Here is a 12,707-nt window from a genome sequence, read left to right as displayed (position 1 = left end):
ATTTATTGTAACTGTAGCTGTCGGATCCTGCGTTGTAGGGGTTGCAGTAATTGACGTAAAGGTATTGGCCACTGTTGCAGTGAAGTTCTTGTAGTCAGGTCCGCCCACCTGGGTTTGCATTATGCCGGGATAGTACTTAAGTGTGGTTAACACGTTATTGGTAGCAAGCGCCCGGTTAACTGTTAAGGTGTAAGTTTTTGTAGTGGTACCATCCTGTGCGGTTACCTGCACGTCAATTTTATTATCGCCTGCATGTAGTGCAAGCAGGTCTGACATGCTGCCGCTGCTTATAAGTTTATAACTGCCTGCATTAACACGTACCTTTATTGTTGCGCTGGCATCTGCAACGGTTGGTGTTATTGTAGTAGTAAGCGAGTCATTTGGCACTGAAGCATTGTAGCTGGTGGTGTTAACATCAAAGGCCGGGGTAAATGAATTTGCAGAAGTAGTAAGATTGCTTAAATCGGCCACTGTACTTGCCGCTGCCCTGGTAACCGCTACTCTGTAAACATTTTTGGTGGTTCCGTCCTGGGCAAAAACGAGTACTGAAGCTGTATTTGTGCCTGGCGCCAACGGTATATCTAATGATGGTGTGCCACTTGTTACAAAGTGCGCATATATTTGAACCGTAGCATTAGGATCCTCAAGGGTTGGCGTTAAGGTTATGCTGGTTGTACTGTAGGGGACATCCATTGTATACAAAAACCTCGCCTTATCAAAAGCCGGAGAAAAGCTTCCGGGACTTATTGTTAACCCGGTTAAATTAGCATCTGTCGATACCGAGGCAAGAACTCCTATGCTAATAGTAACGCTGCTGCTGCCACTTGCGTTCGATGCTGTAATGGTGTAATTTGTTGCATCGCTTAACACAGTGGGTGTGCCGCTTATGATACCGGTAGTTTGGTCAATGCTCAAACCCGCAGGCAAAGCAGGACTAATATAATAGCCGCCTATAGGTTTAAATTTCTTTAAGGTTCCATTGTCAATAATGAAAAGGTTACCGGTCGCATCTAACATTAATCCCTCTGGTGCAAAGAATCCTGAACCTATTGCGATAGGGGTATTGCTGCCTGCCGGAATCTCCGAAACTTTTGACGCGTTGCTTTCCGAGAAAAAGATATTGCCGGATGGGTCAACCGTTATCTGTGACAGATCCGCTGTACTGAAGTTCGTAAATCCCGAGGCTATAGTTATCATGCTGCTGCCATCAGCAGGGATCTTTTTTATTGAGGCATCATTATCATTACAAACATAAACATTGCCGGCGGCGTCAACCGCTACGTCAGTCATGTATCCAAGGCCCGAACCGATACTAATACTACTCCCTCCATCAGCAGGGAATTCAAGAATTGACGTTGTACTAGCGGAATACCTTGCCACATACACGTTACCGGCTCCATCTATTCCAATACCACTGGCCGAACTGACGGTTTGAAACGTACTAACTGCACCTGCCGGGGTAATTTTATAAATGGTTGCACCATCAAGCGCAAATACATTCCCTGAGGGGTCAATAGCAATATCTTCGGGTCTGCCTAAAAAAGTCAATAACTCAACGGGGTTGGTGCCCGTGGGCGATAATTTTACCAGCTTGCGGTTGTTGGAAACAGAAAAATCAAACGTGTATATATTGTTGGATGCATCACGTACAAAACTAACTGAGTACGATGTGCCCGAAAATATGTTTACCGGGCTGCTACTGTAACCAGGCGCCGTTACTGCGCCACCGTTATTGGTTGGCGACAGCGGAGTAATTGCCGCGTTTACGAGGTAGTTTTTTGCGACGCCATAACTTATTGACGGGACCTGTGCAAAAACATTCTCCGCGGTTACCGATACCAGTAACGCAACTGTTAGCAGCGGGCGTGTAATTATTTTAATCAGGCGTTCGGAAGCAGCTTTCATTATTTGTTGAAAGCCGGAAATTACGGGGGGGAATAGGTCAAACTTTTGCATGGGGTTAAATATTTATAATAACTTTTCTGCCGGTGGCTATTGTGATTTTTAATAAGTGCTTTGAATTTAGCGGATACCGCCTTAGCAATTTCGCCAATGAACACGAAAGGCTTTTTTTTGATGATAAAAGGGTTTTATTGAGCGGTAGAAATAATTTGGATATATTTGGAGGAGGAGTCGGAAGTCAGAAGTCTGATGTACGAATATGCTCACGTAAGAAAATCATCCACACAAAATGCAAAGCGATATTTCAGTTTTAATCATTGAGGATGAGGAAACCTGGATGCAGAAAATAAAACACGTACTTAACCAATTCGGTTATAAAATAGCAGGCAGCGCGGGTAACCTCGACGACGCTTTAACTGCTATCCGTGCAAATAATTTCGATATCGCATTGCTCGATATTAACCTTCACGGTAAAAACAGCGGCATTGAATTGGGTAAGCCGATCAGTGGTATGCTCAAAAAGCCATTTATTTTTATAACAAGTTCGGTGCACGATGGTATCCTAAACGAAACCGCTGCAGCTATGCCATCTGCTTTTTTAACCAAGCCTTTTAACCCGGCTTCATTGTACATCAGCATCCAGAGTGCGCTTCACCATTTTTCGGCGGGGCAAGTCGCCGAAACTCCCAAAACTGCTGCATCACCTGATAGTTTTTTTGTAAAATTGGGTAATAAATATGTACGTGTAGAATGGCAAAACGTAGTTTACCTGAAGTCGGAAACTAATCATACCAGCATAGTCACCAATAACGGCGATACCTATATGGTACGAAGTTCGCTACAGAAAACGTTGCAGTATGTTATTCCAGATGCTTTGAAAACCAGCTTTGTGCAGATAAACCGGGCCGAAGTTTTACATACCAGGTATCTTGAAAAAATTGTGGATAACGAGGCCATAACCGCCCGGCAGTCCTTCAATATCTCTGATGTTTATATAAAAAATTTAAAGCAGCAGCTAAATATCATATCCTAACGGCAATTCAACATAAAAAACCGTACCCGCTTGCGGCTCACTTTTTACCCATATTTTGCCGCTGTGGGCTTCCACTATCTGTTTGCAAACCGAAAGCCCGAGCCCAAATGATTTTTCGCCGGCTGTTCCCATTCGCCTGGTGTTGCCAAATTTATTAAACAGTTCGCCCCGCATTTCCGGCGGTATACCTATGCCGTTATCGGCCACGGAAATTATTACTGCATTGTTTTTTTGTTGAAGGCTTATGCTGATTTTTTCGCCGGCGGGGCTAAATTTAATGGCATTGCCAACAAGGTTATTAATAGTTCTCTCAATCTTCTTTTTGTCGACGCGTACTGTTAACGGCTCAGGCAATGGAGTGAATTTTAACTGTTGATGTTTCTTATCGGCAATTAATTGCATTAATGCTGTGCATTGTATAACTGTTTCGTTAATATCCACCGGTTCTTTATGTAACTTAATTTGCTCAGCCCCAAAATCAAGCACCAGCAACTCATTAATCAGGGTTAGCGAATTACCAAGCGATCTTTCAATCAGCCGCAGGCTCTGCTTTTCATCCTCTTCGGGCAAATCATCATTAAGGATGGTGTCTACCAGGCTGGCAACGCCACCTATCGGGTCGCGCAAGTCATGCGCCACCACTTTTAAAATACGTTCCTTATCGGTATTGCTTTTTTCAAGCTCAACCATTGCAAATTCAAGTTTATCGTTTTGCTCGCTTACTTCACTGTTCAGCAGGCTCAATGCATCATTCTTCTTTTTGCCTTTGCGATAATAATAATACACTAAAGCCACTATAGCCAGGGCCATTACTGAAAGTGCTATAGTTATCCATAAGTACAGATGACTAAGTTCATTATCCTTTTGCAGCAAAATGATATCCATTTGCTGCCCTTTGGCTTTTAGTTCTTTAGAAATGTCTGATGCCGTGTTGGCTAAGCGGGCTTCGTTAAGCGAATCTTTAAATGCAAGGTACCTGTTGTTGAATTTCAACTCCTCCAGCGGCAGGTTATTTTTACCGGCGTAAACAGCCATAGATTTTCGCCAGCCCAGCTCAACTTCATCATTATGGATTGTATCAAGGCTTTTTCTAAGGCTGGCCAGGGTTTCCCTCATTTTTGGGTACTGCTTCCTTAAGTCATAAAGGTCGGCCAGGTACAATTGCGACAGTTGCGCATATTTGATTTCGTTTTTAAAGGTGAGCGCATTGATAACAATATTTTTCTTGATAAACATTTCGGCGCTGTCAAGCTTATTTTGTTTAACAAATACCTGGGCCATATTTGTGATAATGACGCCCCTGCTTACCTGTTTTGAGACATTGTTTTGCACTGCATCGCGGCTAAATTTATCGGAGTCGGCAATTGTTACATGCAGTGCCCTTCGGTAATATGCAAGTGCACTATCGGCATTGCCCTGTTTAACAAAGCCCAAACCAACATTATCCAGGAATTGCTGTTCATAACCGGCCACATATTTATCGGCCGAACATTCCTTCAATTCGTTATAAGCAAGCATGAAATACCGCCTGGCCTCGTCAAACTTTTGCTGCTTATATAATATAAGGCCGATATTATTATCAAGTTTATACCCAATCCTGCATTTATTTCCCGGCCTGTCTGCCAGGCCTTTTATATCGGAGTAGATATTGATAGCTGATGAATAATGCCCGGTTTTAAACAGCAATACAGCTTTATGGATATTGGCCGCAAAATAGTAATTGGTCCACGTGCTGTCTGTTAAGTCCTGGTTTGCAATTATTGCAATGGCTGAATCAACATATGGGGTTGATTGGGCATATTGAGCTTTTAAATCGTAGTAGTTTGAATAAGCCATTAAACGGCCGGCTTTAAGATACGGGGTTTTGTGTTTTTGCGCGCGGTATACCGAATCGGCATAGGGTAGCATTTTTTCGCGGGCTACTATTGATAACCTGTCGGTGGGTGCTAATAGATCTATTTGCTTTTCGGCTTCCGTTTGTTTTTGGCTGTTATTGCATGCGCTAAAAACACAGAAAGTCAATGCCAGCCAACAATAAATCGCCGGGATGAATTTATCAGGGATGAGCAGCTTCACTCCACTAAAATATATATTATTTTAGTTTATTTAAAATTGAGAAAAGGGACTAAATCCTCGCGGTAGACGAAAATAAACAGCTGTGGCTTTAAGCAGCAACAACTGTTTATTTTTAAGCTAAAGATTTACTATGCAGCGGCTAATGAGGGCGGGTTAAATTCTTCAAACGTTTACTTCATCTTCCTCACAAGCAAATTAAAATCGACCCCGGCAACTGCCAATTTTTTCCAAACGCCGTTTTCAAAATGGTAGGTGCCACCGTTAAACAGGCCGATAGCAAAGTGGTTATCGCAATGGTAGTCGTTTAAAAACTCAATGGCCACCAGCAACTCCTTTTTGGCGATGATCTTGTAGGGCTCAAGATCGATACTGATGTGGTGTTTGCCTCGGGTGATGCCGCCTGTAATTTCCTGCTTTGCCAGGTTAGCGCCGGGGGTTACATAATTAAACTCGTAAATGTTTACTTTAAACCGGATAGTGTCGGTGCATTGGCTCTCTACCGTGAAGTTAAATTTTAGCAATTGTACAGGTTTGTGGCCGGCATTCATTTTAATACCAACCTGCTTGCCCTTAACCAAATCGAAGCTGGTGCTTGCCGAACCCGAGCGTTGTTTGTTACCGATGATTTTGGTGTCGGTTTGTGCCTGCGTGGTAAGTAATACGCTTAGTAACAGTGCAGTAACCAGCGTAAGTTTTTTTAGTACCGTAGAGATATTATCCATATAATTTAATTTTTATATGGGCAAGACGAGGGCACAACTGATATGGTTGCATGGAGTGGTGAAAATGGCAAATCAGCCATTCCCAGGCCAAAACTTCATGATGCTTCCAGCTCAGGGCTCCCGGAAACCATTTTTTCAGCATCGCGGCTTATTTCGATATAGGTTTGCTTTGTAACGGGTTTGCTGATAAATTCCCTGACAAAGTCATATTTCAGGGCACGCATCCTGTCACCAAGTGATATTGAGGTGGTAATAATATAGACTATTATCTGTTTACAAAGCGAGTTGTTTAGTTTATTAAGTTCGTCAAGTACTTTCCATCCGTTAACGCCCGGCATTTCCAGGTCAACAAACATCATATCGGGCAGGCAATCAGGGTTTGTTTTGTTGGCATGCAGGTAGTCGACCAGCGGGCTGCCGTTTTCATAGTACGATATATCCTGAAAAACCTTAAACTGGGCCAGGTTAGCCTTTATAATATATTGCTGAACTAAGTCGTCTTCAAGAACAAATAGATTACACATTTATAATTTCCAATTAATTAAATATATTATCTATAACGATTTATTTAGCTGTTTGTTTGCAATTAAAAGCACTCCGTAAAGGGGTAACTGCTCATAAGTGAGTTGAAATGTGATGTCGGATTTCAAGTCTATCCAAAAAAAGAATTTTCTACCGCAGGAAAACAATGGGACTTTGACCCACCAGGCGGTTATGTAGACCATATTAAACGCGATTCGCTCCTATATTTTGCACGGATGTATTTATTTCTATTGGTCAAACCCCACTTAATTTTAAAAAATTCTCAACTATCGCTAATCTCCAGTCTCTAATCACTATCAGTAATTGCCATTTTAAGTGCAAAAATCAAGTTTTATTAAAAATATTATAAAATAATTGTAAATTAATTCGCTTTTATACAAAAACAGTTCATAAATTACGGTTTTTAAAAGTAACTGGTGCTCGTGTTTTAGTTTTTAGGTAAAATGTTATGATTGAATCTGGTTATTTTGATAAATATAGTCCCATAAATGGTGTATGGGACGAAATGTATGGCGCAGATGCGGCCGTTCGCGACCATTATCGCAAGGTGATCGACTATATCTCGGGCGAAAGTGCCGACGATTTGAATAAGAAAGAGGAATTGGCCAAACGCCTGTTCATGAGCCAGGGTATTACCTTCACGGTTTATAACAGCGGCGAGGGCATCGAGAAGATTTTTCCCTTTGATATTATCCCCCGCATCATTACTGCCGATGAATGGGCTTTTGTGGAGCGTGGCATTAAGCAGCGGCTTACTGCGCTCAATCTTTTTTTGAAGGATGTATACCACAACCAATTCATCATCAAAGACGGTATTGTGCCTATCGACATTATCTATTCGTGCCCGCACTTTTTACGCGAGATGTACCAACTGCAGGTACCCTATGATATTTATGTCCACATCAGCGGTATAGATATCATTCGTGATTATGATGGTACATTCTACGTTCTGGAAGATAATCTTCGCACCCCCAGCGGCGTAAGCTATATGCTGGAGAACCGCGAGATCACCAAACGCCTCTTTCCTGATTTACTGCCCCAGTGCGGCGTACGCAGCGTTACGGAGTATCCTACAATATTGTATAAAAACTTGCTGGCATTGTCGCCGAGGCAGATATCAAACCCCACAATTGTACTGCTTAGCCCGGGAATATACAACTCGGCGTACTTTGAGCATACTACGCTGGCCCGCCTCATGGGGGTTGAGCTGGTTGAGGGTCGCGATCTGGTAGTAAATAATCATAAAGTATTCATGAAAACCACCACCGGCCTGCAGCAGGTTGATGTAATATATCGCCGCGTTGACGACGAATACCTCGATCCACTGGTGTTTAATCCATCCAGCATGCTGGGTGTTGCCGGCATTATGGGCGCTTACCGCAAGGGTAATGTGGCCATAGTAAATGCTATAGGTACCGGCGTAGCCGACGACAAGGCCGTATACGTTTACGTTCCCGAAATGATAAAATATTATCTGAACGAGGAACCCATACTTAAAAATGTGCCTACCCACCAATTAGGTAACCCCGACGAGCGCGCCCACGTGTTTAAAAACATAAACACCATGGTAATTAAAAAAACCAATGGCAGCGGTGGCTACGGCATGCTGATGGGCCATGCATCAACAGAGCAGGAGATTGAAGAATATAAACTGGCAGTACTGAAAGACCCGCGCAACTTTATCGCGCAGCCAACTATAAGCCTTTCTGCAGCACCCTGCTACATGCAGGGCGAGTTGCAGCCGAGACGCATTGACCTGCGCCCATACGCGCTTTACGGTCCCGATGGCATCGAAATAGTGCCCGGCGGGCTAACCCGCGTAGCGCTAAAAGAAGGCTCGCTGGTGGTAAATAGCTCGCAGGGCGGCGGGAGTAAGGATACGTGGGTGTTGGCATAGGGGAAGAGAGTCAAGAGCCAAGAGTCAAGAGCCAAGAAAAAAGAGTCAAGAGTCAAGAGTCAAGAGCCAAGAAAAAAGAAAAGACCATAGTCCATAGTTGATAGTCCATGTATTTGATTATGAACAATAAAAATTTTACTATGGTCTATGGTCCATCGACTATGGACTAATTAAATAAATCCGAAATGGAAAATTCGACATCCGAAATTAGAATATGTTAAGCAGGGTAGCAGCAAGTTTTTACTGGTTAAGCAGGTACATTGAGCGCAGCGACGGTATGCTGCGGATGCTGAAGATTAATTACGCATCGAGCCAGGATACCATACAGGAATTTACCTGGGCGCCGGTTATACGCATTTTTGCCGGCGTAGGCGACGAGGAAGAAGCAGGCAAGCTGGATAACAACAGTCGCGCAGTATTAAAGTATATGGTTACGGGCAAAAATAACCCGAACTCGATATTGAATATCATCACACTATCGCGCGAAAATGCCCGCGGAGTACAAGAGCATATCCCCAAGGATTTGTGGCAATGCCTTAATGAGTATTACCATACAGTGAAGGACCCCAAAATTGAAAAGTCCTTACAGCGTGAAGATCCTATCGGGGTGCTTGATGTACTGATTAAACAGGTAATGCTTTATTACGGCACAGCCGAAATCACCATGGAGCGAGGTGAGGGGCGAAGTTTTATGAACATTGGCAAATACCTGGAACGTGCGATACAAAGTGTGGATATATTGGATACCAAGTTTGGCTCGGTTAGTGACAATCCCGATTTGCTGACCGATACCAGCTACTGGAAACACCTTCTGTTATCGCTCGGCGGTTATGAACTGTACTTAAAAACCTACCGCGAAGGCTTCGAGGCCAGTAACATACTGGAGCAGGTGGTGCTCAACAACGATTTTCCCCGCTCGGTAATCTACTCGGTAAACAACATCCAGCGGTATTTCGACAGGCTCAAAAACAACAGCAATGCCGACGATTTCCGCGAGTTGAGCTTCCAGATCGGCCGACTGCAAAGCCGTATCAAATATAGCTCGGTAAAAAGCATAGAACAGGACGGGCTGCACCAATACCTGCAGCAAATCCGCAAAGAGCTATATGGCATCGGTAATGCTTTAAATCAACATTATTTTGCGAACTCGTGATTAGAGGGTAGAGACCAGAGATTAGGAGGAAAAATAAAATTACAACTTTTTCAACATTACAACAGCATCACCATGCCCGAATTTGAAATACAACATATAACCCGCTACATTTACGAGGGACCTGTGCGCGACAGTGCCAACCAGATTATCCTGTACCCAATAAAGGACTTGTACCAGGATGTAATTAAGCAGGAACTGATCATCAGCGGTAACCCACCGGTTGATACTTATATTGATTATTATGGCAACGAAGTGGGCAGCTTTACCTATAGTGACCCGCATATGGTGCTCACTATCAACTCAAAAATATTGGTAACCACTAAACACAGGCCGCTGCCCGTGAGCGATATTTTCCCTGCCCAGCAATGGGAAGACTTAAAACGCCTGAAATACGTAGTGCCTTATATCGACTTCCTTCGCCAGGAATATTTCGACGGTATTGAAGAACTAAAGGAAATTGTTGAGGCGGAAAAACTAAATGACGATACGCCATACCACGTTGCCCTGCGTTTTTGCCAGTACGTGTACGATAACTTTACCTACATAAAAGGAGTAACCACATTCGATACACAGTTGGACGAAATATGGAAACTAAAAGCAGGCGTTTGCCAGGATTTTGCCCACATACTGGCCGAAATGCTGCGTATGGTTCAAATCCCTGCCCGCTACGTTAGCGGCTACATCTGCACCAGTCGCAACAACATGCGCGGCGAGGGCGCCACTCATGCCTGGACCGAAGCCTACATTCCCGACTACGGCTGGCTCGGTATCGACCCAACTAACAACTGTGTAGCCAACGAGACCCACGTACGCCTGGCCGTGGGCCGCAACTTTGCCGATTGCTCGCCCGTTAAGGGGGTTTACAAAGGTTCATCAGGCCACAAGCTGGAAGTAGCCGTTTCCGTCGACGACGAGAATGTACTGAACAATAACGATGTAGTTGAACACTCACCCATATCAGCCATGAACTCCGCCGCACAAAAAAACAGCTACCAGCGCCATTTGGAAATTATGCAGCAACAACAACAGCAGCAGTGAGGAAGTGGCGGTAGAGAGTTGCAGTAGTAGTCAAAAAGCATCACACTCAAGATCAAGCCAACTGCGCCGCCGTTATTTTACCTATCTGTAAATTATAGGTTAAAAAGTCAAAATGATTCCAGGCTGTTAGCAGCTTCCCGTCTTTAAATTGCCCAATAGAGGTACCTGTAAACTTTACCGGCGCCCCGCTTTTTTTATGCACAGCCTCAACCAGGCACAGCGAAACTACAAAGTCATCTTCGGCAATATTTTTGTCGACAGTGACTTTAATATCTGTAAGGTCGTTGCTGAAACTTTCGTAAAACTCTCTGAAAGCGTCAATGTCAACCAGCGGCTCGGGGCCAAGGCCATAAGCTTTCACGTCAGGATGTAACATTTCGTCAATAACACCGGCATTGCCATTGTTCCACAACTCGGTGTACCAACGGTTCATAAAGTCTTTATTTTTCATGGTTTGGATGAGTTTAGGGTTTTTAATTTGGTTAAGCTAAAGTACTGATAATAAATGCATAAAACCAAATAAAAACCTATCACAACAGGTCTTAAACCGACGACAAACAATGACCAAATGACTCGATGACCTGTTTAAAGTTTATTAAACACCCCCAACCCCGTACACGCATCCCAGCCTGCCCCGGCATCATATCCCTTATTGCCATCGGCAGTGCGGTTGTTACCGCTGGTTATATCGCGGCATAGCGATGGGTTGGCGTATAGCTTTGGGTTGATAAATCCTGCCCATTTGCTACTTTGCTGGTTAAGACAGGCAATGAGGCCTGCGTATAAGGGCGCAACGGCGCTGGTGCCACCAATAACCATTTGCTGTCCGTCAACCAGAACAACGTAGCCTGTATTTGGGTCGGCGTTGCCGGCGACATCTGGCACGCCGCGACCATCATTGTTGGTACCAATAGCTTTGGGCACGTTGGCATTCTTTTGATAATCGGGTAAAGGGAACACATTACTTACTCCTCCACCGGTTGCCGAGTTTACAGAATCGTGCCAAACAGTTTCGGATGTAATGGTATTACCGTTTGCTTTTAACGATGTACCACCACAGGCCAACACATAAGGACTTGAAGCCGGGAAATCAACATGCACGTCGCCGCCTTTTATGCCATCGCTCGAGCCATTGTCACCGGCTGCTGCGCAGATGGTAACACCCAGCGCGGCTGCGCCTTTAAATGCCTCGTTATACGTGTTTAGCGACTGTGCAGTCCAGGCTACTTCGGCGCCGCCCCAGCTTATGGAAACCACCGAAGGTTTATGGGTTCCATCATGCACCGCTTTTGTTATTGCATCCAGGAAGCCCTTATCTGTATTGGGGCAAAAATAAACCACAATTTTGGCGCCCGTAGCTACCGCCCCGGCCACCTCAATATCCAGCATCACTTCGCCGTCGGCACTATCGGCAGTGCTGGGTTTGTTTTTCCCGCCATCAACCGAAATTGCTTTTACTGATGGTTTTTTAATGCCGAGGCCTTTAAAATACGCTGTTAAATCTTTTGTGCGGTAGCCGCCGCCCAGCTCAATTATGGCAATGGTTTGGCCTTTACCGTTAAATCCGGTCGGGAAACCATATATCTGAGCTAGCCGGGTGGGGGTAAATGAGTTACTTACCTTGGCCGACGGACTAATCCCGCCCTGCCCGTCCAACGCCTTAAACATTGGCCGCGCTACCTTGCGGTTGTCCAGCCCGAAAACGCCTTCAATTATATCTGACAGTGACTCAGGGATAAAAATATCGCCTTTCCTCACCCTGATGTCGTCGCCGTGCGAGTCTACTGCTTTGGCAAGGCTTACGCCAAAAGCTGCCTCCATATTGGCCACGCTGCCCCGTAAAATAACGCTGCGGCGCGGCAGGCTAACCTCAACCGTTTTCAGTTTGTACTGGTGGGCAAAAGCTTCCACCTGGTCCACATCCTTTTGGGACGAGCCAAACTCTTTTTCGTAATCGGCATGGCCAATCTGTTTGCCTTCGCCTAAATGCGCTTCGATAGATTTTTTGCGGCGTACCCGAACGGTAACATCAATAAACTGGCGGCGGTTAACTTTAGCAGTGGTTTCGCCCATGTGGGCCTTTTTGTAGCTGCCTGCTAGTGCAACTTTGTCTAATGTTTTCATGCTTAGGTATTTAAGAAATAAAGCTACAACTATTTTTGATTAACTGTGAATTAAGTTTTATTTTTTAGTTAAGGGAGGTTAGTCCATAGTCCATGGATGATAGACCATAGCTGGTGGGGATAGAGCGACCATTGCAGGCATTAGAATTTTTCCGACCCATTGGTTGAAAAAAATGCCTAATTGGTTGAAATACGCAACTTTTTTGTATCGCCCGGCCTT

General features: G+C 44.4%; 10 protein-coding genes. 4 read left to right on the top strand and 6 right to left on the bottom strand.

Going from position 1 to position 12,707, the window contains the following annotated elements; genetic code table 11:
- Window positions 1–1,905, bottom strand: a 1,905-nt coding sequence (locus tag Q0R52_RS07875) for a cadherin-like beta sandwich domain-containing protein (RefSeq protein ID WP_295793723.1), incomplete at its 3' end; no start/stop codon positions are given.
- A gap of 286 nt (window positions 1,906–2,191) precedes the next feature.
- Here Q0R52_RS07875 and Q0R52_RS07870 point away from each other — a divergent pair.
- Window positions 2,192–2,935, top strand: a complete 744-nt coding sequence (locus Q0R52_RS07870) for a response regulator transcription factor (protein WP_295793721.1) — start codon at window positions 2,192–2,194, stop codon at window positions 2,933–2,935.
- Here the strand turns inward: Q0R52_RS07870 and Q0R52_RS07865 are convergent.
- The 3 genes from Q0R52_RS07865 to Q0R52_RS07855 form a co-directional block, all read right to left on the bottom strand.
- On the bottom strand, window positions 2,918–5,011 hold the full coding sequence (locus Q0R52_RS07865; RefSeq protein WP_295793720.1) for a tetratricopeptide repeat-containing sensor histidine kinase: 2,094 nt from the start codon (window positions 5,009–5,011) through the stop codon (window positions 2,918–2,920). The two genes, Q0R52_RS07870 and Q0R52_RS07865, sit on opposite strands and share 18 nt — an antisense overlap.
- A gap of 170 nt (window positions 5,012–5,181) precedes the next feature.
- Window positions 5,182–5,733 (bottom strand): hypothetical protein, encoded by a 552-nt coding sequence (locus tag Q0R52_RS07860; RefSeq protein WP_295793718.1) that lies wholly within the window; start codon window positions 5,731–5,733, stop codon window positions 5,182–5,184.
- A gap of 95 nt (window positions 5,734–5,828) precedes the next feature.
- A complete protein-coding gene (locus tag Q0R52_RS07855; protein ID WP_295793716.1) occupies window positions 5,829–6,257 on the bottom strand; it encodes a response regulator in 429 nt (142 codons plus the stop codon).
- A gap of 467 nt (window positions 6,258–6,724) precedes the next feature.
- Here Q0R52_RS07855 and Q0R52_RS07850 point away from each other — a divergent pair, with 467 nt between their 5' ends.
- From Q0R52_RS07850 to Q0R52_RS07840, 3 genes are all read left to right on the top strand, one after another.
- Complete coding sequence (locus tag Q0R52_RS07850; protein WP_295793714.1) at window positions 6,725–8,173, top strand: circularly permuted type 2 ATP-grasp protein; 1,449 nt, start codon at window positions 6,725–6,727, stop codon at window positions 8,171–8,173.
- Between the two features lie 214 nt (window positions 8,174–8,387).
- On the top strand, window positions 8,388–9,326 hold the full coding sequence (locus Q0R52_RS07845; protein WP_295793713.1) for an alpha-E domain-containing protein: 939 nt from the start codon (window positions 8,388–8,390) through the stop codon (window positions 9,324–9,326).
- 72 nt (window positions 9,327–9,398) lie between these two features.
- Window positions 9,399–10,364 (top strand): transglutaminase family protein, encoded by a 966-nt coding sequence (locus tag Q0R52_RS07840; protein ID WP_295793711.1) that lies wholly within the window; start codon window positions 9,399–9,401, stop codon window positions 10,362–10,364.
- 52 nt (window positions 10,365–10,416) lie between these two features.
- Here Q0R52_RS07840 and Q0R52_RS07835 read toward each other — a convergent pair whose 3' ends face one another.
- Window positions 10,417–10,815: an ester cyclase gene (locus Q0R52_RS07835; protein ID WP_295793709.1), complete on the bottom strand. Its 399-nt coding sequence runs from the start codon at window positions 10,813–10,815 to the stop codon at window positions 10,417–10,419.
- 134 nt (window positions 10,816–10,949) lie between these two features.
- Entirely contained in the window at window positions 10,950–12,488 is a 1,539-nt protein-coding gene (locus Q0R52_RS07830) for a S53 family peptidase (RefSeq protein ID WP_295793708.1), read from the bottom strand.
- Between the last annotated feature and the right edge of the window lie 219 nt (window positions 12,489–12,707).

Origin of the sequence: Mucilaginibacter sp., from assembly GCF_025359345.1 — a bacterium.
Taxonomy (GTDB): Bacteria; Bacteroidota; Bacteroidia; order Sphingobacteriales; family Sphingobacteriaceae; genus Mucilaginibacter.
The sequence above is the reverse complement of the archived record's forward strand: the minus strand, read 5'-3'. Positions and strand labels throughout refer to the sequence as shown.

Excerpts from the sequence above, each read along its gene's own strand:
- Q0R52_RS07845 (WP_295793713.1), top strand. The coding sequence starts at position 8,388 with ATGTTAAGCAGGGTAGCAGCAAGTTTTTACTGGTTAAGCAGGTACATT.
- Q0R52_RS07850 (WP_295793714.1), top strand. The coding sequence starts at position 6,725 with ATGATTGAATCTGGTTATTTTGATAAATATAGTCCCATAAATGGTGTA.
- Q0R52_RS07835 (WP_295793709.1), bottom strand. The coding sequence starts at position 10,815 with ATGAAAAATAAAGACTTTATGAACCGTTGGTACACCGAGTTGTGGAAC.
- Q0R52_RS07870 (WP_295793721.1), top strand. The coding sequence starts at position 2,192 with ATGCAAAGCGATATTTCAGTTTTAATCATTGAGGATGAGGAAACCTGG.
- Q0R52_RS07830 (WP_295793708.1), bottom strand. The coding sequence starts at position 12,488 with ATGAAAACATTAGACAAAGTTGCACTAGCAGGCAGCTACAAAAAGGCC.
- Q0R52_RS07860 (WP_295793718.1), bottom strand. The coding sequence starts at position 5,733 with ATGGATAATATCTCTACGGTACTAAAAAAACTTACGCTGGTTACTGCA.
- Q0R52_RS07855 (WP_295793716.1), bottom strand. The coding sequence starts at position 6,257 with ATGTGTAATCTATTTGTTCTTGAAGACGACTTAGTTCAGCAATATATT.
- Q0R52_RS07840 (WP_295793711.1), top strand. The coding sequence starts at position 9,399 with ATGCCCGAATTTGAAATACAACATATAACCCGCTACATTTACGAGGGA.